Annotated in this window: 11 protein-coding genes; 5 read left to right on the forward strand and 6 right to left on the reverse strand. The window is 68.0% G+C overall.

The features are described from left to right. Positions 1-132: 132 nt before the first annotated feature. Positions 133-549, forward strand: coding sequence for a hypothetical protein (locus tag KEG57_RS39060; protein WP_272425252.1), 417 nt, complete (start codon positions 133-135; stop codon positions 547-549). A 67-nt stretch (positions 550-616) separates the two neighbouring features. Here KEG57_RS39060 and KEG57_RS39065 read toward each other — a convergent pair whose 3' ends face one another. The 3 genes from KEG57_RS39065 to KEG57_RS39075 all read right to left on the reverse strand — a co-directional run bounded on the left by KEG57_RS39065 (position 617) and on the right by KEG57_RS39075 (position 8,337). Next, positions 617-3,601: a pre-peptidase C-terminal domain-containing protein gene (locus KEG57_RS39065; protein ID WP_272425251.1), complete on the reverse strand. Its 2,985-nt coding sequence runs from the start codon at positions 3,599-3,601 to the stop codon at positions 617-619. A 241-nt stretch (positions 3,602-3,842) separates the two neighbouring features. Then, on the reverse strand, positions 3,843-6,269 hold the full coding sequence (locus tag KEG57_RS39070) for a serine/threonine-protein kinase (RefSeq protein WP_272459439.1): 2,427 nt from the start codon (positions 6,267-6,269) through the stop codon (positions 3,843-3,845). 115 nt (positions 6,270-6,384) lie between these two features. Continuing rightward, positions 6,385-8,337 (reverse strand): protein kinase domain-containing protein, encoded by a 1,953-nt coding sequence (locus KEG57_RS39075; protein ID WP_272459440.1) that lies wholly within the window; start codon positions 8,335-8,337, stop codon positions 6,385-6,387. Between the two features lie 492 nt (positions 8,338-8,829). On the opposite strand from KEG57_RS39075, the gene KEG57_RS39080 reads away from it, so the two are divergent. Further along, positions 8,830-9,681 (forward strand): ketopantoate reductase family protein, encoded by an 852-nt coding sequence (locus KEG57_RS39080; RefSeq protein ID WP_272425248.1) that lies wholly within the window; start codon positions 8,830-8,832, stop codon positions 9,679-9,681. 13 nt (positions 9,682-9,694) lie between these two features. Here the strand turns inward: KEG57_RS39080 and KEG57_RS39085 are convergent, their stop codons facing one another. Beyond that, a complete protein-coding gene (locus tag KEG57_RS39085) occupies positions 9,695-10,141 on the reverse strand; it encodes a hypothetical protein (RefSeq protein ID WP_272425247.1) in 447 nt (148 codons plus the stop codon). 109 nt (positions 10,142-10,250) lie between these two features. Here KEG57_RS39085 and KEG57_RS39090 point away from each other — a divergent pair, with 109 nt between their 5' ends. Then, positions 10,251-12,554 carry a WD40 repeat domain-containing protein gene (locus KEG57_RS39090; protein ID WP_272425246.1) on the forward strand — a complete coding sequence of 768 codons (2,304 nt, stop codon included), beginning with the start codon at positions 10,251-10,253 and terminating at the stop codon, positions 12,552-12,554. A gap of 3 nt (positions 12,555-12,557) precedes the next feature. Here the strand turns inward: KEG57_RS39090 and KEG57_RS39095 are convergent, their stop codons facing one another. Beyond that, on the reverse strand, positions 12,558-17,012 hold the full coding sequence (locus KEG57_RS39095; RefSeq protein ID WP_272459441.1) for a protein kinase domain-containing protein: 4,455 nt from the start codon (positions 17,010-17,012) through the stop codon (positions 12,558-12,560). 127 nt (positions 17,013-17,139) lie between these two features. Between KEG57_RS39095 and KEG57_RS39100 the strand changes: the two genes are divergently transcribed. Together KEG57_RS39100 and KEG57_RS39105 are read left to right on the forward strand one after the other, a co-directional pair. After that, positions 17,140-18,483: a sigma 54-interacting transcriptional regulator gene (locus KEG57_RS39100; protein ID WP_272425244.1), complete on the forward strand. Its 1,344-nt coding sequence runs from the start codon at positions 17,140-17,142 to the stop codon at positions 18,481-18,483. Between the two features lie 89 nt (positions 18,484-18,572). Then, positions 18,573-18,980, forward strand: coding sequence for a DoxX family protein (locus KEG57_RS39105; RefSeq protein WP_272425243.1), 408 nt, complete (start codon positions 18,573-18,575; stop codon positions 18,978-18,980). Positions 18,981-19,332: 352 nt separating this feature from the next. On the opposite strand, the gene KEG57_RS39110 is transcribed toward KEG57_RS39105, so the two are convergent. Beyond that, positions 19,333-22,545: an LVIVD repeat-containing protein gene (locus tag KEG57_RS39110; RefSeq protein ID WP_272459442.1), complete on the reverse strand. Its 3,213-nt coding sequence runs from the start codon at positions 22,543-22,545 to the stop codon at positions 19,333-19,335. Positions 22,546-22,626 lie beyond the last annotated feature (81 nt).

A 22,626-nucleotide genomic window follows, 5' to 3' on the forward strand; every position in this document is an offset into this window, starting at 1 on the left:
GGCATCCTCCGCGGCCGTGGAGAACGCCCCTGTTCGCATTCTTCCGTCCCAGTTGACCGGTCGAAGGGGTTCCGCTCATCCTCTTCGCGCCGAGAGAAGATCACGGTAACACTGTAAGGAGATGGGACGAGCATGGAATCGAAGAGCCGGATGATTGCTTTCTTCCCCGCGGCCCTGGCGCTCGCATTGACTGGTCTCGTGGTTGGCTGCAGCAAATCGGAGCCGGCTTCGGGTTCGGGGGCGCCCACCGCATCCGCGGCCGGCGCGTCGGCTCCGGCGGGCAACGTTTGCGACGTCGCTGCCTTCGAGAAGGAGCAAGACGAGAAGGGCCGCCAGAGCCACACGCCGAGGAAGCTCTCCGGCTGCAAGTTCGAGTCGTACAGCCCGAGCAGCAAGACGGCGATGTTCTCGGGCAATGGCAAGATGAAGCTGTCCTGCGTGAACATCCCCAAGCCGGAGATGGCGGTCGGCGACCTCGCGGACATCGAAGGCAAAGAGGATAGTGCCGGCTTCGTCACCCTCTACAGCTGTGTCGTGACGAAGAAGTGAAGGCCGCGCAGCGCCCGCAAAACCGGGGCGCCACGCAGCCTTCATGATGGAGGGCGCGTTCCGCGCGTCAGGGCGCAACGCAGAGCGCGAGCGACCAGTTGTTCAGCGTGCCCACGATGTAGTCCTCGTCGTCGCCGATGCCGAGCTTCCACGCCCCCGCGGACGCCTGCCCGTTGAACGTGGCGAGCGGCGCCTCGGGCGAGAAGCACCCGGTGAACGGCGCCGCCCCGGAGGTGATGGGCGCCGCGCAGGTGTCGTCGAGGACCGTGTTCACGTAGTTGTCAAAATCCTCGCCGTTGTCGCTGGTCAGGTCGATGGACGGCCCGGCCGGCGACGCGAGCGAGACGTCGACGTCCTCGATCCAGGTGTGCGTCACGTTGAGCTGCACCGCCGCGCGCTGCACGGTCCCCGTGACGGCCACGTTCATCGTGCTCGTCGTACTGTCCACGTCCGGGATGCTCAGGGGCGTGTCCTTCGAGTTGTAGACCACGAGCTTCTGGCCCGCGTCGCACGGTGTGGCGAGGCCGCAGCCGAACGCGCATTCCGTGTCGGCGCAGTCGGTGCTCCCGTCGTTGTCGTCATCGACGCCGTCGTTGCAGACCACCTCGCGGAGCACCTCGCAGGTCGCGGTGCAGCTCGGGCCGCCGTCGCACTCCTCCGAGCCCTCCTTGACGCCGTTGCCGCAGAGCGCCGTGATCTTCACCTGCAGCTTGTAGCCGGTGATGACGCTGTTGTCCTGGTAGTCGATCACCTTCACGCGGTACGTCCCCGCGGGGAGCCGACGCGCGTAGGTGTTGATGTTCGGGTCGATCCTCGAGCAATTGCTGATCGCGCCCTGATCCTGCTCCGGGCCGAGCGCCGTCGCGCAGTCGGAGTAGAGCTGGATCACCGTGTCGACCGACGACGTGCAGGTGCCCGGGCCGTTCATGTCGAACGTCTCGATGTGCACGTCGGCCGCGGCCGGGAGCGTGAAGGCGAACCAGTCGTCGTCGCCGATCGGCGTGATCGCGCCGGTGAGGAGCAGGCCGGTCGCGTCCGTGGGCACCGGGAACGGGCCGGTCGCCGCGGCGCAGGTGTCGTTCGGCTCCACCTCGGGTTTCGCCTCGATCATGCAGTTCGAGGCGCAGCCGTCGCCGCCTGCCACGTTGCCGTCGTCGCACTGCTCCGAGCCCTGCTTCTGGCCGTCGCCGCAGAGCGCGTTGAACGAGATCTGCAGGAGATAATTCGGGATCGTACCGTTGTTCTGGTAGTCCTCGACGCGCACGTAGTACGTGCCCGGGGCGACGCGCCGCAGAGGCGTGTCGACGGTCGAGTCGAGCTTCGAGCAGCTATTGACGCCGCTCTCGTCGTCGAAATCGAGCACCGTGGTGCAGTTCGAGCCGCGGAACTCGATGACCGTGTCGACGCTGACGCAGGTGCCCGGCGTGCCGTCGAAGGTCTCGATCTTGAGATCCGCCGTCGCGGGCACGGTGAAGGCGAAGAAGTCCTGATCCCCGGCCGGCGTGATCGAGCCCTTGACCGTTGTCGGGGCCGCGACCGGCGCAGGCGCCGCTGCGCAGGTGTTGTTCGGCTCGAGCTCGCAGCCGGCCTCGACCGTGCAGCTCGTGGCGCAGCAGTCGCCGGCGACGGTATTGCCGTCGTCGCACTGCTCGGTGCCCGCCTGCTTGTAGCCGTCGCCGCAGGTCGCCACCTTGCAGCCCGCGACGCACCCGTCGGTATTGTCCTGGTTGCCGTCGTCGCACTGCTCGACGCCGGCCAGCACGAAGGTATCGCCGCAGGTCGCCACCTTGCACGTCGACGGGCAGGCGTCGGTATTGTCCTGGTTGCCGTCGTCGCACATCTCGGTGCCGTTCACCACGCCGTCGCCGCACGAGGGCGACTGGCAAACGTTGCCGATGCAGACGCTGCTCGTGCAGTCGTCGTTGTCGGCGCACGCGAGGCCGTCGCCGCAGGGACCGCACGGGCCGCCGCAGTCCTTCGCGGTCTCGCCGCCGTTCTGCTTGCCGTCGCTGCACGTCGGCGCGGCGCAGACGCCGCCCACGCAGACGTCGCTCACGCAGTCCGCGTCGACCGAGCAAGTCTTCGTATCCTCGCATTTGCCGCAGAGCGGGCCGCCGCAGTCCGCGTCGGTCTCGTTCGCGTTCTTCACGCCGTCGGTGCAGGTCGGCACGCAGATCGAGCCCGAACAGGTGCCGCCCACGCAGTCGCCGTCGACGGTGCAGCCCTTCTCGGGGCCGCAGGGTGAGCAGGTCGGACCGCCGCAATCGGCGTCGGTCTCCTCGCCGTTTTTCACGGTGTCGTCACAGGCCGGCGCCGCGCAGGCATTGCCCGTGCACACGCCGCTCTTGCAGTCCGACGCCTCGAGGCAGGCACGCGTGTCGTCGCAGGGCGTGCAATCCGGGCCGCCGCAGTCGATGTCGGTCTCGCTCCCGTTCATCACCTGGTCCATGCACGAGGCCGGCACGCACGCGTTCGACGTGCAGATCTTGCTCTCGCAGTGGGCCGCCTCGATGCACTCGACGCACGCGCCCTCGCCGTTGCACACCTTGCCGTCGTTGACGTCGCAGGCCGTGCCCGGCGGGAGGTTCGTGTTCTTGGGCGCGTCGCCCTCGCAGGTGTCCTCGGTGCAGGGGTTCGCGTCGTCGAGCACGTCGGCCGTGTCCTCGACGCTCGTCACCTCTCCCATGCCGTCGCACACGCTCTGCTTGCAGTCGCCAGACGACTGATCGGTCGTCGCCGTGCCTTGGGGCGCGTAGGAGACGCCGCAGACGCCGTCGTCGCAGGTACGGGTCGCGCAGTCGGTGTCGGTCCCTGGGCAGTCCTCGGGCGACGAGCACGTGTTGTTGCTGCCGCCCTGGCCACCGCTCCCGCCGCCGCCTTGGTTGTTCCCGCCGCCGCCTTGGTTGTTCCCGCCGCCGCCTTGGTTGTTCCCGCCGCCGGCGCCCCCCCGGCCTCCGGCACCTTCCGGGTCCTCGCCGGAGCAACCGGAGAGGGGCGCGAGACCGGCAGTGAGCATCACCACCGTCGCCATCGACGCCAGGAACCTCGTCAACGAAGAATCGAGCCTTCTGTTTCTCCTCACCATTCACCTCTTCGAAAGAAAGGGGGGAATCGTAAATTGCGCCCCCATAGGCGCGGAGTTTGGCGGCGGCGTCAAGAAATACCCGTCAGGCTACGAGGAGAACGACCGAGGTTTGACAGGGCGCACCCGACGTCCGCGAAGGGGCATGCCGATGCCCGCCGGGGGTACGTCGACGTACCCCGGAAGCACCTATCGGGGCCGGCGTGGCCCCTCAGCTGCCGAGCAGCTTCTTCGCCAGGCTCATAAGCTGCGCGTTGTCCGGCTCGTTCCTCAGGAACACGCACCGCCATCGCTCGTCGCCGATTCGATCCGCCTTCGCCAGGAGCCCGGCCTGAGCCTCGTCGATGCGACGCTTGGCGTCCGCCTTTCGCCCCGCTGCCCGCAGCGAGGCCGCGTGCACCAGCCGGATCAGCGACTCCCCCTCTTCGACCCCGGAGAGCCCCTCCAGGATCTCCATCGCCTCGCCCGCTCGATCGAGCGCCTCCGGCGCGCGCCGGTTCGCGAGCTCGATGCTCGCTTGCATGGCGAGCGCATACGCTCGCACGCCCGGGATCCCCTCCGCGAGCCGCGCCGCGTCCTCCGCCATGCTCGCCGCCTCCCCGAGCCGCTTCAGCACCACGTGCATGCGCGACAGATACACGAGCGTGATCGCCTCGCCGCGCACGTTCCGCTGCCTCCGGAACTGCCCGAGCGCCTCGTTTGCCCTCGCGATCCCGTCGTCGAGCCCCCCGACGTACGACAGCGCGAGCCCGAGGTTCGCCTTGGCGGTCGCGACGAGCGCGAGCTGCATCGGCTCCGCGACACCGATGCTCTCCGTCAAGGCCACCACGGCCTGCTCGTACGCGCCGAGCTGGAGCAGCGCATTGCCCACGTTCGATCGCTGCAAGCACGAGTTGCGAATGTCGCTCGCGCTCGTGAACAGCTCCGCCGCCGATTGCACACGCTGGAGGTACGCCGTCAAGTCGCCCCGATGCAGCGACAGCTCCCCGCGCGCGACGTCCAGCCACGCCGCGACGAACGGCCCCACGTCCCCCGGGCGTACCGCGTGCCGCTGGGCCCGCTCGAGCAATCGCTCCGCGAGCCGCACCTGCCCGAGGCGCACCGCGAAGACCACGAGGCGACAGTACGAAACGAGGTGCGCCGGGTTCGTCACGCCGTCACGCTGGTCGAGCTCCATCAGCTCCTTCGCCGACACGCTCATCACCGTCTTGCGCCCGAGGTGGCCGTTGGCGATGACCATGTGGCCGAGGGCCGCGTGCCAGCCGGTCGTCCCGCGCTCGAAGTGCTCGAAGGCCTGGTGCGCGGCATTCGCGGCGCTCTCGTACTCCCCGAGCCAGCATTGCGCGATCGCCTGCACGAGCGACATCCGGGCGCACAGATCGTCGCTCACGCCGCGGGCGGACATCGCCATACGCGCGCGCTCGATCGCGTCGCGGAGCGCGTTGACGCTGAGCGATCTCTCCGCCTCCGCGGCCCGATCGGCCTCGTAGGGCACGGTGATCGTGTCGGCCGCGCGCCACTCCATCTCCGATTGCCCGAGGCTTGCGCGCGCCTGCGCCGTCGGGGCCTCGAGCGCGGTCATCGAGAGCCGCAACGTGGGGGGCTCCGGCTCCTCCTCGACGACCGGCGGCAACGCCGCCTCCCGTTCCAGCGCCGACAGCGGAGGCAAGTTCGGCGAGATCCTCAACGTGATTTGATCCGTCGTCTCGATTGCGCTCACGAACAGCGGACGATGCCGACCCTGGCTCGCGTCGAGGAGCGCTTCGGTGAAGATCTCGATCGTCGGCGGACGATCGGCCGCGTTCTTCGCGAGCGCCCGATGAATGACCTCGGCGAACGGCGCGGCCTCGGGCGCGAGGGATGCAAGACGCGGAGGCTTCTCTGCGACGACCTTCCGCAGGACCTCCTCCGGGCTCTCCCCGTCGAAGGGCGGCACACCCGCGAGCATCTCGAAGAACAAGACCCCCATGGCCCAGATGTCCGTGCGCATGTCCACCGCACCGCCGATCGCTTGCTCGGGCGCCATGTAATGGGGCGTGCCCATGATCATGCCGAAGTGCGTGAGCCCCTTCCTGCTGCTCTCCTGCGACATCTTCGCGATGCCGAAATCGACGATCTTGGGGACGAGCTCGCCCGAGGGCGTCACGGAGAGGATGATGTTCTCCGGCTTGATGTCCCGGTGGACGATGCCACACGCGTGCGCGGCGGCGAGCCCGCCCATGAGCGGCAGCGCGATCGAGAGGACCTCGCCGACGGCGCGGCGGGGGTTCGTCTCGAGGACATGGCGCAGCGTGCGCCCCGTGAGCAGCTCGTGGACGATGTAAAACGTGCCATCCCGCCGCTTGCCCACCTCGAGGACGGTCACGACGTTCGGATGCTGGATCCGCGCAGCGGCCTGCGCCTCGCGACGGAACCTGGCGACGAGCTGTGGATCACTCGCCAGGTGCGGGTGCATGAGCTTCACCGCGACGTTCCGCTCGACGAACGTGTCCCGGGCCTCGAACACGGTGCCCATCGACCCCGACGCGATCATGCGCTGCAAGGCGAACTTGCCAGCGATCACGATGCCTGGCGAAAACGTCAGGAGATGCGCCGTGCGCTCCGAATGAACCTCCGGCTCGAAGGGCGTCGTCACCACGGTGCTCCTCTCCTCGTCGAGAAATCGCGATCGCTACAATACACTCACGCTGGACAAGTAGGCAAGATTTCTGCCCTACATGCGTATGGAAGCTCGCGTGCGTCCAGGGCGCTCTTCAATCAAAAGCGGGTCGGCCTTCGAGGATGCCGCCGTCGGCGCTCATGGCCATGACCCGGCCGGAGTGGGCGAAGATGCTGATGAATGGCGTCTCCCACCCCGCGCGATGCGCGCAATTCCATTGCGCGTCCCCCGGGGGCTGCACCCACAATGCGCCGGCGCTTCCGACCCACACGCGCCCCGCCTCGTCGATGGCCGCCGCGGAGAGGTCCGGGCCGCCCTCGATCTGGCTCGGCGTGCTCCGCCGTCCCTCGAATCGCACGGCATTGCCGCCGGCCCCGACGATGATGCCGAGCGCGGCGTCGCTGCGCGTCGCGGAGGCCAGATAAGCGCGGCACGAGGGCGCCTTGACGCGACGTACTTCCCAGGCGAGCGGATCATAAATGGCGGCGAATCCGTCGCGGTCGAGCGTCCGCCCGGTGACGAGCCAGCGGCGGTCGTCGAGCCTCGAAATCGACGTGACCGAAGCGGCGCGGCTCAGCGAGGCCGGCTTCAACCATCGACCCCCGGCGAGGCCATGCAACGTGGGCGGTTCGTCCTTGCGCATGCCCACGAGCACCGCGAGGTCGTCGACGTCGCCGCTCGCCAGGACGAACCGCACCTCGGGATCCGGCCCGACGAGCAGCTTCGAGGCCCCGGCGCTCGTGCAAAGCGCGGCCGTGGCGCCGTCGCCGCCGACGAGCCACCTCCCCGCGTCGAGCCGCAGCACGAAATGGATCCCCTTTGGCGACAGCGGCTCGGGCGCAGCCAGGGCGCGGAAATCGAATCCATCCCAGAAAGCGAGCCCCTCCGAAGTGACGGCCAGGCATCGCCCGTCGCCGTCCCACGCGACCGCACGGACGACGCGCTCCTCGTCGGGAGCGCGCCTCGTCGAGAAGACGCGGATCTCCTGGGGCGCGAGGTCCTGGAGCAGGCTCCTCTGCCGTCGCTTCGCCGAGCGTGAAATCGGTCCTCCATGCCGGAGCGAAGGGGCGACCATCTGCGCGAGCAGGCGCGGATTCGAGGGCCGCTCCTGCTCCTCAAAAGCCGTCGCGCGGGCGAGCGCGGCGTCGATGGCGGCGCACGCATCGGGGCGCGCGCGGAGGTCCGGATGGAGCCACCCCGCCTCCGCGAGCCGCCTCCGCGCGGCCCCCTTCACGACGGCCGTGTATTCGGACGGGTACTCGAACTGAAAATAATCCTCGCCCGTGAGGAGATAATAAACGACCGTGGCGAGGGAAAACACGTCGCTGTACGGCCCCACCGTGCGCACGAGGAGCTGCTCGGGAGCGGCGTGCCCCGGCGTGCCGACGAGCATGGCGCCGAACGTGGCCGCCATTCCCGTGGGTCGAGCGATGCCAAAATCAGCGATCTTGAAGATCTCCTCGGCGCCGAAGCCGCAACAAAGCACGTTGGCGGGCTTGATGTCCCGGTGGATCACACCGACCTCGTGAATGGCGGAGAGGCCTTGCGCGAGGCACTCGACCGCGTGCGCAGCCCGCTCCGGATCGAATGCGTACCCCGTCCGATCGACAGCGCGGGCCATGCGCTCCTCCAGCGAGGTCCCTTCGGCTCCGCCGTGCACGTATTCGATGGCGAGCCACGGAACGGCGAGCGACTCGGTCCCGTACGGGGCGTGCAGCGTGCCAGTATCCACGAGGCGAACGACGAAGGGCGCGGGCGGCAATCGCTCGTTCAGGCGGCCGAGGGCGACGGCCTCTTTCCGGACCGCAAGCAAGGCAGCCCGGTCCGTGCTGCGAATCATTTGGGGTCGAAGGATCTTGAGGACGACCGGGGTTTGACCGTCGGGGGCGATACGCAGCGCGAAAAACGCGAGCGACATGCCGCCATCCCCAATCACACGCTCGATCCGGTACGACACACCGGAACCCATGTCCGACGCGATCGACGTTCCCTCGAGCAGGCTTGCGAAGTGTTGATCGGCCCGGTCGCGCACGATCGAAGGATACACGGCCCGCGCATCCGCCGGACCAATTTTGCGGCCGCACGAACGAGCGGCGAGGGTTATTCTCCGACGGACGGAAATAGAAAGCCGTGGGGCCTTCCACGGGCTTGGCGCCTCGCTGGGGCTCTGCCCCAGACCCCGCGGGGGCTGTCCGCCCCTCGACCCGGACCAGCGCAAGCGCTGGACCCGGGGTCGATGAACTGCGCGATGCGCAGTTCATCGAAGAGGCCGAGTCAAGACCGCGAGCGACCCTGCCGGCCAAGGCGGCAGCGCCGGCCATTTCAATCGGCACGGTTTTCCCCGTCGCCAGCGTGAAACTTACCTCGACGGTCTTGCCACCGGCCCGTTGGAAGAACTGCGCGATGCGCAGTTCTTCCACCTTCGGTCCAGGCCGTGCCTGGTCCGGGTCGAGGGGCGGACAGCCCCCGCGGGGTCCGGGGCAGCGCCCCGGCGCAACGGCGGCAAGCACTCTGCTTCGGCCGTGGTAATGTCCCGGGCATGAAAATCGCCGTCCTGGGGCCTGGTGGAATCGGCAGCACGTTCGCATTCGAGCTCGCGCGAGCGGGGCACGAGGTGACCGTGGTCGCGCGTGGCAAGCGCCTCGAGCAATTGCAGCGGGACCGGGCCATCGTGACCGTTGCGGGGGAGCGCGCCGCGGTCAGCGTCAACGCGACGCTCGACACGACCACGGAATGGGATCTGGTGCTCGTGACGGTCCTCGTCTCGCAGGTGGACGTGGTGCTGCCGGCGCTCGCATCCAGCGCGGCGAAAACCGTGATGTTCATGTTCAATACCTTCGAGCCGCTCGGCCGTCTCCGCGATGCCGTGGGCCCGTCGCGTTTCGCGTTTGGCTTCCCCGCGATCCTGGCGACCCTCGACGACGGCAAGCTCGGGTCCGAGATCGTCACGCGAGGCCTCCTGACCACGGTGACGGATGCGGCCTGGGCCAAGGTATTCACGGACGCCGGCATTCCCGCTGTCGTTCACGCGGACATGGAGAGCTGGCTGCGGACCCACGCGGCCCTGGTCGTGCCCGTGATGATCGCCAGCGCCACGGCGCATGCGCGCCGCGCGGGCGTGTCGTGGAGCGAAGCGACGCGCCTGGCACGCGCCATGGACGAAGGGTTTCGCCTGGTACGCCTGCTCGGCAACACCCTCACGCCGACTCCCGTGGCGATGGTGAGCCGCTTGCCGATCCCCGTGCTGACCTCGTTGTTATGGTCGATCAGCAGAATTGACCAGGTCCGCAAAACGGGCGCCGCTGGCTACGGCGAGCCACGTGCGCTGATCGACGCGATGGCTGCCGCAGCACCCGGTGAGATACCTGCGCTGCGCGCGATCCGCCCCTGAACGCTCCGGGCCGTCATCGATCCCGCGGCCCCGGCCCACGGAGGGCACGCTCGGCCGCGCACCGCACCTCGGGATCCGGGTCCTTCTGCAATTGCACGAGCGCCGCGGTGCATGACTCCACGACCTCGGCTCGACGGCTCCCCTCTTTTATCGCCGCGAAGGCCTGCACCAGCTCGCGGCGCAGCGGAGCGAATGCAACGAGAGCCTCGAGCACGGGCAATGCCTCCGAGGCCGCCGCCCCCATTCGGCTGAGAGCGATCACCGCGCCCGTACGAATCTGAAGGTCATTCTCGCAGGGCACACCCCAGGCGTTCTTCCAGGTCCCTCGGGCCGCCTCCACGAGATACGGAATCGTGGACGGCCCCAGTTGTGCGAGCTCTTCCGTGGCGAGCGCGCGCTCCGCCGGCGCGTTCAGCTTGGCGATGATGGCATCGATGCCCACGAGAGGGACGAATGTCATGGCCTTCGTTAGATAGCACGGAAGGGAGGCTGCGGCGCCTGGGACTCGTCCCCGAAGGCATGCGATCTCTGGTGTGGGCGACCTTGCACGTGATACCATCCAAGGCGCCATGGCGGCGCACCCATTTTCTCTACCGTTCCGGCGCGACGATCGGTTCATCGGCCGCGCATCCGAGCTCGCGGAGATCCACGCGGCCCTCCAGCGCAGCAACGTCGTCGTCGTGCGCGCCGCGCGCGACGCGGGTGGCGGGGGCATGGGGACGACGGCGCTCGTGATGGAGTATGCCTACCGCTACCGCGAGGCATACCAAGGCGTGATCGGGGCGGTGCACGAAGGCAAGCTCGGAGGACGCCGCTGGGACACGAACCCGTGGGACGCGCTCTCCCCACGCGCCCCCGCGCCGTGGGGCGCCCGCGACGTGCGCCGCAGAATGAGGCACGCAATGCAGCAGCAGCAACGCTCGGAGCCGCCCATCGGGCTCTTCGTATCCATCGGCGGGGCCTTGCCGTCGAAGAGCCCCGCGCAGATAGCCGGGGCCGGCAAGGCGCTTTTCACCACGGATGGGTATGATCTCGCGCTCTCCTCCACCACGGTCGACATCGGTCCCCTGCAGCGGCGCGACGCCTTTGCATTGCTCGGGCCTTGCGTGGATCGTGATCCCCACGGCGCGAGGGCGCTCGTCGATGCGACCCAGGGAATCCCGCTCGCGCTCCGCCTCGTGGCGGCGACGCTCGACGAGGCCCCGGACCGACCCCTCCGCGACATCTTGTCCTTTTTCTCGACCCAGGACGACACGGAATCGCCCCAGATCGCAATGGCCGGCGCTTTCCGGCTCGCGTGGGACGCCCTCGCGAGCGAGGATGCCCGGCGCGTCCTCCGGCTCCTCTCGCTCTTGCCGGCACGAATGGCGGTCTCGATGGCGCCCATCCAGGCCCTGCTGAGCGAGGACGGCGACGACGCGGATCGCCTCGCGACAGGCGTCTCCTTGCTGCTCCGGCGAAAGCTGCTCGAGGAGCGAACGGATGGAAGGGTCTCGCTTCACCCTCGAATCGCCGAGCTCGTCAAGGCCACGGTGCTCGACGTCGAGGCGTTCGTCACTGCGTGTGACGAGCGCCTCTCATCGCGACTGGCCGATCTCGATTGGCTCGAGGAAGCGGTCCACGTGCGCGGGGTGCAGGCGGTCCTCGAGAACGCCGATGCGGTCGGCTGGCTTCATACGCGTAACAACCTCGGATACGTGCACTCTTCCGCGAGCCGCCCGATCGTCGACCTCCTCCGGCGCATCGCGGAAAGGCGCCGCGACGCGACACGCACGCGCACGCTCTTCCTGCAGCAGATCGCGCTCGCAGACGCCCTGCCCCCCCGGACGGAAGGCAAGCTGACCGAGCTTTGCGTGCAGGCGCAACGCCGGCTCGAGGAGCGCGCCGAGCCGCACTTCCAGCTCCGCACGCAGGCGGGAACGCGATCTGGCGCGCGGGACAGAGCCGGGGACTGGAACGCTGCGGCCTTTTGCCTGGACGGTTGCCACGCGATCACCGCGGCGCAGGGCGGACACGTGGCGATTTGGGACGCCGCGCGCGGGGAAACAGTCGAGGAGCGATCGCTCGATGCCACCTTCCACCGCGCGCCCGTGATCGCCCCGGAAGGCCTCGTGCTCGCGGGGCAGACGAATCACGGCATCGAGCTCTTCGACCTGACGGACGGCGCCTCGCTCGGCGTGGTGACGAAAAACCAAGGCCAGGTCGCCCTCACGCCCGACGGGCGATACCTCGCGATCCTGGGATCGGACGCCACGGTCTCGCATTACGATCTCCGCAAGCCTACGCCCCCGCGGCAAACGCGGATCGAGAAGGCCACCTTGAGCCCCTCTCCCCGCGCGCGAGCCTCGAGGATCGCCCTCTCGAACGACGGGCAACGCGTCTTCGTGCTCATGGACGACCGTAGGCTTTGCGTCTGGGATGTGGCGAAGGAGAGGTACGAACTTCATACCCACGTAGATCCCAGCGCGCTGCAACCGACGATGCCCGTCATGCCATTTCACGCCCTGCACGACGAGGCGAGGCTCGTCGTCTCCGGGGATGGCCGGAGCGCCATTTCCACGCTGCCCGACCAACTCGTCGCCTGGGAGCTCGCACCCCGGGTCCACGGCCGTGTCCTTCTCGAGCTGCCCGACGAATTGCAATCGCTGGCCTTGACGGGAGACGGCGGCTTCCTCCTCGTGATCGCGGAGGGTTGCGTGCTCATCTGGGAGCGCGTCTCGGGACAAATCGTCTCCGTGGCTCCCGTCGAGGTAGGTTATGTCTCCCGCAGCGAAGAGATACCGCTCTCCGTCTCGCGCGACGGCCGCATGATCCTGGTCGCATTCCCGATCCCGATCTTCCTGACGTGGCACCGTCACGACAGGAATCAATGAAGGTCACGCCTCAAGATGGATGAAATGCACGCGTGACAGAAGAAAGACGTCGATCTCGATGGTTCCCACGGCTTGCGGAGGTGGGATCGGGTATTTTTCGAGATCCCCTCGGCCGATGCTCGCGAGAATGATGGTCCGACCGTCGGGCGTCATGGCAGCGCAGTGCCAGCGATCGTGGACCCTGAACGGGAGCAAAAGCTCCGCTTCCAGGCGGACGGATTCGGCATTCCAGACCTGGAGGTGGGTCCCCAGCGTCGCCACGAAGCGGCCATTGGGGCTCGCCGCGACGACGTTGCCCCGCAAGGGGTGCGTCGCCTTCGAGATCGATCTCGCAATCGAGCCTCGATTCATGTCGACGAGCACCGCCCCCCCTTGCCGCGAGCCGAACCATACACGACGACCGGAGCACACGGCGACGACCCTCGCTGTGGGTTCGACGCTCCCGTCGAGCTGCTGGACAACGGCGCCCGTCGAGAAATCCACGAGCTCGAGCGCCGCGCCTCGACGGACGAGCACGTGATCCGGGTCGACGAAGGTCACCCATCCCTTCCCGGAGTCGCGGTCGATGCGGACGACCTGCGCAGCTTCCAGGTCCCAGAAGAGACACGTCGCGCGCGGGCCCTCCTTTCGTAGGACCAGCGCGCGACGGCCGTCTTCCGAAATCGACACCGGCGGGCCATGCCCGGACGGCACCTCGAACGTGCGCACGAGCGCCCCTCTCGCCACATCGAGCACGTGCACCTCGCCCTCGGCGACAGCGCACATGATCCCTCCTGCGGCCGTGAAGAAGTCGTACGGGCGCTTTGCGCCGTCGGGCAACCGCAGCGTCCGTGTGGGCTCGCCCGTCTTCACGTCCCACACGATGATCTCCTTCCCGGACGTCGTCATGGCAAGCGCTCCGTCCGGCGTCATGTGGACGAAGCTGAGCTCTTCCTCGCTCGGGGCCGCCGGACCCTGGCGCTGATCGTACCGGGCCACCGGACCATGCTCGACATCCCAGGCGAGCACCATGTTATCGGCTCCCCCGGTGACCACCGTCCTCCCATCGAGGCTCGCCGCGACCGCCGTGACACGCCCGGTATGGCCCGTCGTGCCATAATATTGATGGAGATACGGCGTCCCTTCGGGCCGATGGCGCAGGAGCTTCCGCCGAAGCTCTCCCGTTTCGAGGCTGTAGACCCTCGCCACGGCGTCCTTCTGGGCGACGACACAATGCGTGCCTCCGGCGGCTACGGGCGCGGGATCCATCACCGGCGTGGCTCCGACCTCGCATACGACCGCGCCGCTCTCCACGTCCCTGAATCGCAGCCCGCCGAAGGGCCCTTTTGCGTGTACGAGCGTCCGCGAAGGTGTACGTGAAAAACCGAGCGGTGATTCGTGGAGACCGATGGATCGAACGACGGCGCCGGAATCCACGTCGAAGAGCCATATCGTCCCGCGCGGCGAGGCGACCCTCACCAGGCCGTCCTCGGAGAATGCCAGCGCCGCGACGGACATCGGCCACCCCGCGAGCCCGGCATGAGGGGACAAGGACCGCAAGGGCCGCCCGCTCCGTGTATCCCAGGCGCAAATGAATCCGTCCTCGGCCGCGGAAACGGCGCGGCGCCCGTCCGCGGAGATCGCCAGGGCATACACGGGCGCGGAGTGCCCTTCGAGCATGCACCAAAGGCGAAGCTCGTCGAGATCCCATACCTCGAACGCGCCATCCTCCGCGGCCGAGAGGGCGATCTTCCCATCCGCCGAAATGGCGAGGCGACGCAGAGGCGCCGACCGGCCGCGAAGCTCCGCGAGCAGGCGCCTCGTCTCGACGTCGTACGCGTAAAGCGAGCCATCCGCCGCGCCCGAGACCGCCCGCCTTCCGTCGTCCGACACGGCCACGGCCGTCACCGTGGCATCGTGAATGCCGAGCACCTTCGGCTTCGCTTGCTGCTGATACGTCCGCCTCCGCAGCCAGGGCACGTTCGCCTCGCGCAGCGCCGCCTCCACGCGTTCGAGGACGGCACCACACCCGAGCTCGTGGGCCGCGTCCCGTACTTGCGCGAGGAAGCGCGGGTATGGAGCGAGCGCGCCCTTCGTGGCTTGGGTGGTTTGCCCGAGAGGTCTTCCAAATCGATCCGTGTCGGGTTTGTCCACGAGGCGAGGCGCTTCGGTCTCCAGCGTCTGCGACAGCTCGGCGAGGAACCTCGGCGTAGCGGCAGCGCCCACTTGCGCGAGTCGTCGGACCTCGGCGACGCCGGCGGCGACGCCCCGCTCCTCGATCTCCCGGTAAAGCATGGGCATCTTCGATAGCCAGGTCGTGACGCGGCCGAGGCACTCCGCGACCCACACAGGCTCGACCCCGAGCACCACGCGCGCGGCGTTCCCCGCGATTCCCGGACGAAGGCTGGTCGCTTCCGGTGTCGATCGGGGAGACACGAGACCATATCGATCGAGCTCCGCCAAAACCTGGGCCATGTCCCCGACAGGCATGTCCAGGAGGCGCCCGAAGGCGCGGAGGGAGAGAGGCTCTTCCGCGAAGCCCGCGGCCGCTCGGAGGAGGTCCCGCGCATTCGGCGACAATCCCTCGACCACGAATGCGAGCAAGGCCCGAAGCGCGAGCTCGTGGGGCCTCGCGACGGAACCTTCCGCTGGCATCCGCCCGGCCAACGCCGCCAGGGAGCCTCGCCCATCGCCCGTAAAGCGTGCCGCGAGCACACGGCCCGCGACATGCGCCGGGGCTGGCATTCCCTCGAACGCGCGCGTGACGGCCTCGGCTGCGGCGCGGATCTCGGACGAGGGTTCGAGCAGACCGGCCGAACGAAGGAGCACCTCGGCGGCGTTCGCCTCGTCGAGCGGGCCGAGCCAATGCGTGCGATGGGTGCGCCATTGCGGCAGTCGGGCTACGTGGATGATATGGTGGCGCGTGATCTCCTCCCGCCTCCCGAGGCGTGGCAAATTCATGTCGAACCAGCGCCGAACCGTGTATTCGCGCTCGACCGTCGTCTCGATGATGAGGAGGCTGCGCGGGCGTCCTCGAACGACGCGCGAGAGCGGCGATGTCGAGTCCTCGAAGGAGTCGGGCCGGCGATGAGCGCCCGGGTTGGGCGCGCCGATGTGCCGCTCGATCTGCGCATCGATATCCGCGATCCCATCGAACCAGAACACACCGCCGGGGTAGGAATCGCGATGACGCCGGGCATACGCGGCCGCGAGCTCGGTCTTCCCGATCCCCGCGGGCCCCGCGATGCCCACCACGACGGCAGACGTGTACCCGTGCGAGCTCGCGGCGAAGAGAGCCTCGTGCAACGCAGCGAGCTCCCGATCACGCCCCACGAACGACGAGTTTTCGGGGATGGGCACGCCGAAGGGTATCACCATCGGCGGCTCCGGCTCGGGCACCGGCAGGGCGGGCGTGCGCGCCGGCTGCCTTGGGGAAGCCGCCGGGGGCATTCCCGTGTATCCGCGCGCCAGGATGGCGCGCTGCCGGTCGAGGACCTTCTGCGTCGATCCATCCGCGGACTTCGCGCCGTCGGACGTGAACGAGCACGTGGGCATCCTCTCCGACGTCGTCGCCTCCTCCCCTTCCCCGGGATCCAGATAAAGCTCGAGCGCGACCTCCGCCGGGTGTCGGAGCGCCTCCAGCGCATTCGACAGCTCGGTGGCGTTTTGAAAACGAGCGTCCGGAAGTTTGGCGAGGCACTTCGTGATCACCGCGTCGATCTGATAGGGAAGCTCCGGCCGCAGGCGGGTCGGCGGCTCCGGCGTCGCGTGCAGGATGCGATGGCCGATCTCGGTCACGTTGTCCGCCGCGAAGGGCGCGACCCCGGTGAGGAGCTGATAAAACACGGCGCCGAGCGAAAACAGATCGCTGCGCGCGTCGACACGCTTGGCGGCCGTCAATTGTTCCGGCGACATGTAGAGCGGCGACCCGAGGAACGCGTTCGTGCGGGTGAGCTCGAGCTCCCCCTCCCCGGCTTTCGAGATCCCGAAATCGATGAGCTTGATGGTCGGTGGCTGGTTCGGGCGCTGGGCCAGGAAGAGGTTCGAGGGCTTGATGTCGCGGTGCACGACCCCGAGCGCGTGCGCGATCGAGAGGCCGGCGCAGGCTTGGATGACGTATTGCAGCGCCTCCTGAAACGGGAGCGCGCCGCGGCGCTCGAGCACCTGGCCGAGGTCCTTGCCGTCGAGGTACTCCATGAGGATGTAAAGCTCGCCGGTGACGAGGCGCCCCACGTGATGCACCTCCGCGACGTACGGCGACCGGATTCGCCTCGTGATCTCCGCCTCGCGCCGGAACCGCTGCTCCGCCGCGAGTCTTCCCGCCCGCTCCCCGACGAGCAACTTGAGGGCAAACAGCTCGTCGTGCCCGGTATCACGCACGGCGAGGACGATCCCCATCCCTCCTTGGCCGAGGACGCGCTCGACGCTGTATCGGACGTCGAGCACACGGCCCACCCAGGATTCTTCGTCGGTGGTCATGCCTGGACGAGACTGTCAGAACCCTGACCCCGCCGCAACGTGGACGCGACGGGCCGCGCCACCGGCGTGGCCGCAATACCACCAAAGTGGTATCGACTCGCGTGGCTGAACGGATAGCCGACGGGGCATGAAGCGCGAAGGTGCGAAGTCAACCTGGCCCGTCGAAACCGAGACCGGTCTGTCCCTCCGCTCCCACAAGATCCATGTGGAGTGCATTCGTGGCCCGCTCGCCGGCAAGGTGTACGAGCTCAAAGGGCCCGAGGCGCGCATCGGAAGCGGAACCGATTGCCACCTCGTCATCCCCGACCGAACCGTCAGCCACGTCCACGTCTGCCTGCGGATCGAAGGGGACGCCATTCGCGTCCTCGACATGAAGAGCCGCAATGGCACCTACGTCGACGATGTGCGGATCAAGGACGCCTATGCAAGGCCCGACTCGACGATCGTGCTCGGCGCGTCGGCCATGCGGCTCCGCATGCTCAAGGACGAGATCGACGTGCCACTCTCGGAGCACGACCATTTCGGTGGCCTCCTCGGGCGGAGCATCGTGATGCGGCGCGTCTATGCGCTCCTCGAACTGTTCGCGGTCTTGGAAGGGACGGTGCTGCTCGAAGGCGAGACGGGCACCGGGAAGGAAGTAGCCGCCGCGGCGATCCACGGAAGGAGCCCCCGAAAGGATCGACCGTTCGTCGTCTTCGATTGCTCGGCCGTCCCGGCAAACCTGATCGAGAGCGAGCTGTTCGGGCACGTCTCCGGCGCCTTCACGGGAGCCGTGAGCTCTCGCAAGGGCCGATTCAAGGAGGCGGACGGCGGCACGCTCTTCCTCGACGAAATCGGGGAGCTACCGCTCGAACTCCAGCCCAAGCTGCTCCGCGCGCTCGAGACGCGCGTGATCCGCCCGCTCGGCGCGGAGAAGGACTGGCGAGTCGACGTCCGCATCATCGCCGCGACGAACCGCGACCTCGCGATCGAAGTGGACAAGGAGCGCTTCCGCGAAGACCTCTACTATCGCCTCGCCGTGCTGCCCGTGCGGCTGCCACCTCTGCGCGAGCGTGTGGAGGACATCCCGCTGCTCGTCCGCCATTTCGAGAAGGAGTGGTGCAGTCGACCGAACCCGCCCGCGCCGCTCCCCGACGCCATTCTGGAGAAAATGAAGTCGACACCGTGGCCGGGCAACGTGCGCGAGCTCCGGAACCGCGTCGAGCTCCTGCTCTCGCTCGGGTTGCCAGGCGCAGCCGGCGTCGCGCAGAGCGGCGGCGGAGCGCCGTCCACGCGTGTCGACGTGGACATCCAGGTCCCCTACCACGTCGGCCGCGAGAGGCTCGTCGAGGAATACACGAAGGCTTATTTCATCGAGGCGCTCCGGCAAACCGATGGGAACGTATCCCGAGCCGCGCAGCTCGCAGCCGTGGGAAGAGCGTTCGTGCAGAAGGTCATGAAGCACCACGGCATCACGCGCGGGGGGGAGTAACCGTGTTCTTGCATGCCAAACGCCCCGAGCGCGCCTAATTCCGTGATCCCCCCTTGACGCGGCCGCGGCTCCGATCCTTCCATCCCGCGATGGAACGACCTGCAGGTTCACGCAAACTCGCGATCGCTGGGTGGGTGCTCTCGGGGCTCGTCGCGCTCTTCATGGGCGGCGTCAGCGCGGCTGGCAAATTCATCCAACCGCCGCCGCCAGCCGTCCTCGAGGGGGCGCAGCACCTCGGCCTCCCCATCGAAAAATACCCGGCCATCGGCGTCGTCGAGGTCGCCTGCGTGATCCTGTTCCTGATCCCGCGCACGGCGTTCGTCGGGGCCATCCTCGTCGCGGCCTACCTCGGCGGCGCCACCGCGATCCACGTCCGCGTCGGCGATCCATGGTTCCTCCCGCCCCTCGTCGGCGTGATCGCGTGGGTGGGCTACGGCCTGCGTCGGCCCGACGTCATTCGAGCCGCATTCGCGGCGCCGCCGAAAACATCGAATTGAGGCGCTGCGCTGGGGCGTTGCCCCAGGCCCCACCAGGGGCTATCCGCCCCTGGACCCGGACCAGCGCAAGCGCTGGACCCGGGGTCGATGAACTGCGCGATGCGCAGTTCATCGAACAGGCCAGGTCAAGACCAGCGAAGGCCCTGCCAACCAAGACCGCCGTGACTGGCAACGCCGTCTCTGGTCTTGCCACCGGCCTGTGGGAAGAACTGCGCATCGCGCAGTTCTTCCCCCTGAGGTCCAGGGCTTGCCCTGGTTCGGGTCGAGGGGCGAACAGCCCCCGCGGGGCCCGGGGCAGCGCCCCGGCGCGACGCCTCGCGATGAGACCAGGCCTCGCGCCGTGACGGAAGCGCTACTGGCTTCCGGGCAGATTCACGTCGTCTTCGTCTGCCTGCAAGAGGCCTCGACGTCCGGCGGCGAAGAGGACGTCGTCGCCGTCGACGAGCAGGGTGGGCTGCGGCTCCGGCCAGTATTCGGAGAACGTGCCTTGCGGGATGTAGAAGAAGCTTAGCGCCTTCAGGTGATTGGGCTTGGCCGCCACTGTGAGCACGCCGCCGGGGACGTTGAAGAAGAGATTGTCCCCTTGGGCTCCGTCGAGCTCCATCCATGATTGAATGAGGGATTGCGCGCGCACGTTGTACCCGCGCACGCCGGAGCCCGGAGCCGGCTTCAAGAGCACGACTTTGCTCCTCGCATCCCACGGCTGCCCGAGGGGCAACGGCCAATAAGGCTTCCAGACGAGGCTGTGCGTCACGGTGGGCCGGCCGTCCTCGTCCGCGACGACGGAATGCACCTCGCGGCCGGGGAATCGCTGATAATTCTTCAGCTCGGCGAGGCCGTCGTCGAGCTCCACCCGGGCCACGGCCGACTCCAGGAACGCGTCGCCCCAGACCGGATCGCGCGTGATGAGCTCGTCATCGTCGACCCTGACGACCTGCCCGGGCACGTTGATCTTCGATACGACCGGCTGCCCTGGCTGCCCGAGGTCGATCTTCTCGACGAAATATCTTGCGTGCGGCCGGGGATCGCCCGGCTTCGTGGCCAGCGTCTTCGTCGTGATGTAGAGGTCCTCGCCGTCCGAGAACCTGCTGACGTATTCTTCGTCGGCTCCGAACGTGATGGTCGGACGCACCACGGGGTGCGCCGGATCCGAGAGATCGAGCACGCCGACGCGGGCGTTCCGCAACTCGCGATATGCGGTCCCTTGCTCGCAGTAGCCGTTGATGTACGGCTGCGCCGTCTCGAAATCGGCGAGCACGCAGGTGGGGTCGGTGCCGACGTGGTCGGTGCATTGCACGAAGCCGCCGTCGCAGGCGAATTGTCCCGTGCCGAGGGGCGCCTGGCAATGCATGCGGCCCGTCCAGTACGTGCAGCCCTCCTCGCCGTAGCAATTCGTGTACTGGTCGATCGGATAATACCAGCAACTATCGACGTCGCCGACGGTCGTGTACGTCGCGTCATGGGGGACGGCCACGAAGCTGAGCGACGCGTGCGTCGCGTGAATGCTCGGCTCCCAGTTCCCGGGGAACGGCAGCCCGGTGGCCACGAAATCGCCCAGCGACTTCGGGTGCAGCGGATTGGAAAGGTCGATGGTGGTGATCGTGTACTCTTGCCAGTTCGAGATCCGCACTGCGGTCAAGAGATGGCCGACCTTGTAATAATACGCGTTCGGCGGCACCTCGATGCTCGCGAGCGTCTTCGCGTATTGCGCGTCTCCCGATCCGGAGATGACCTCGACGCGCGCCTTCACGGTGGGCTTCGACCAGTAGGTCGTGTCCTCCGGGTTCTGCACGCGCACCCGGTAATTGCCGTAGCGGTAGATGCCGACGTAATTCGGCGCGAGGAAGAGATGCCCACGCGTCGTAGGATTGTCGACGTTGCTGCGGTCGTACAGGCCGAATTCGGTCGCGGTCAGGCCCGCGGCGCCGGTGCCCGAGGTCGGGAACCCGCGGAGCATGCGGCTGTTCAGCGGGAGGAGCCCGCGGCGCGTGACCGTGCTGCCCGAGAACGTGAAAAGCTGCACGCCGGCGGTATAGGGGACGTTGCCCCAGTCGCCGCTGTTATACGCCACGAGCGCGAGCCCCGTCTCGGTCTCGCCGCTCGGCGCCTGCACGTTCACCGCGTTCTCGAGCACGGCGAACGCGCGCGTATTGGCGGCGAGCTCTGCTTCCCCCTGCCAGTTGGTGGTGGCCGGGTCCACGGCGGCGCGCGCGAGCAGCGGATTGGAGCTGTTCGTGTCGTAGAGGCTGACCGCGACGTGGTAATACCACGTGCCGGTCCGACCGGCGCTGACCAGGCGGCTGCCCCCGAAGACCGAGCGGAAATGGTCCTCCAGGCCTGGCTGGGACGACGCCCCGAGCGCCGCCACGTGCCCCGCCGCGTCGACGGAGAACGCGTGAAGGGTCCCATTCTCCCCGAGCGTGGTCGAGATGTATGCCTTGTCGTCGGTGAAGAACGCGCCGTGAATGGCCTGGCCGGGCGCGAAGTCCGTCTGCTCGATCAGCGTGGGGTTTCCCGGTCCCGACGCGTTCCACGTCTGCAGGTGCACGCCCTGCGTCTCGCTGTCGAATTGCGGCCCTGAAAACACGCGGAGCGTCGAGCCGCGCAGATCCACCTGGGCCTCGTTGAGAAGGCCCTCCGGCGTGATGACCTTGCCACGCAGGCTCAGCGTGCCGCCCGCCCCGATGTCGATGATGCTGACGTGATTCGCCGGATCCTGGACGACCCTCGCGTTGTGCACCGCGACCAGCGCGCCGCTCTGGAGTGCGAGGCCCCGCAGGGTACCGGGGAAGCCGACGGTGCTCGTGTGGGAGAGCCCGTTGCTCGTCAGCGCGAATCGCTTGATGTAGGTCTGATGTCGCCCCTCGGAGTACCCCGTCCCTGGAACGGGGAAGAAGCCGTACTCGGTGGTGCCCACGTAGAGCACGCCCCCATTCGCGCCGCTCTCGAAGCGGCTGGCCTTGACGCTGCCCGAGAGCGCGGTCCGCGAGAGGACCTCGGGGTGCTCACGATCGCTGATGTCGACCTCCAGAATGGCCGCGTTCGTGCTGCCCTGCATGGCGATTCGCGCCGGATCGGGTCGATAATCGTGCCCGCCGTCCAGGAGCACGAGTGCGCGATCGCCGCTCACGTGCATCTGGACCACGCTCCCCGCAATTGGCAGGCGACCCACGATGCGCGGGTCGTCCGGGTCGTGCACGTCGATGACTAGCAGGCCGCGCCAGGGGTTCAGGTCGAGCACGTACCCGTCGCCGAGCACCTCGTAGATGTCGCCCGGCGCGTTCGTCGTGCTCGGCGCATCGAGCGCGCCCTTTGCCGCGAAGGCCTGCTCCTCTTCCTCTTCTTCCTCCTCTTCTTCCTCTTCGCCCCATGGCCAGACGTATGGAAGCGGATCGCCGGAAAGGAAGGACGTCGGCCCCTGGATCTTCGCCGTGGCCTCGGCCGTCTCCGTTTCTTCCGAAGGTTTCTCCGTGCTGGTCGTGCATCCCTGCCCGACCAGAAGCAGCAGCGCGGCCGAATACCGCGCAGCGCGCGCGACTCGGCCGTCTTGCGTGAAGGTCCTCATGTTCGTAGTCTCCTGTCTCCGCCCATCCCATGGAATGAAGGGGCGATGGCCCCACCATGACATCGACATCACGGGAGGTGT

Source organism: Polyangium jinanense (assembly GCF_028435365.1).

Excerpts from the sequence above, each read along its gene's own strand:
- KEG57_RS39085 (WP_272425247.1), bottom strand. The coding sequence starts at position 10,141 with ATGACATTCGTCCCTCTCGTGGGCATCGATGCCATCATCGCCAAGCTG.
- KEG57_RS39080 (WP_272425248.1), top strand. The coding sequence starts at position 8,830 with ATGAAAATCGCCGTCCTGGGGCCTGGTGGAATCGGCAGCACGTTCGCA.
- KEG57_RS39105 (WP_272425243.1), top strand. The coding sequence starts at position 18,573 with ATGGAACGACCTGCAGGTTCACGCAAACTCGCGATCGCTGGGTGGGTG.
- KEG57_RS39095 (WP_272459441.1), bottom strand. The coding sequence starts at position 17,012 with ATGACCACCGACGAAGAATCCTGGGTGGGCCGTGTGCTCGACGTCCGA.
- KEG57_RS39090 (WP_272425246.1), top strand. The coding sequence starts at position 10,251 with ATGGCGGCGCACCCATTTTCTCTACCGTTCCGGCGCGACGATCGGTTC.
- KEG57_RS39060 (WP_272425252.1), top strand. The coding sequence starts at position 133 with ATGGAATCGAAGAGCCGGATGATTGCTTTCTTCCCCGCGGCCCTGGCG.
- KEG57_RS39110 (WP_272459442.1), bottom strand. The coding sequence starts at position 22,545 with ATGAGGACCTTCACGCAAGACGGCCGAGTCGCGCGCGCTGCGCGGTAT.
- KEG57_RS39100 (WP_272425244.1), top strand. The coding sequence starts at position 17,140 with ATGAAGCGCGAAGGTGCGAAGTCAACCTGGCCCGTCGAAACCGAGACC.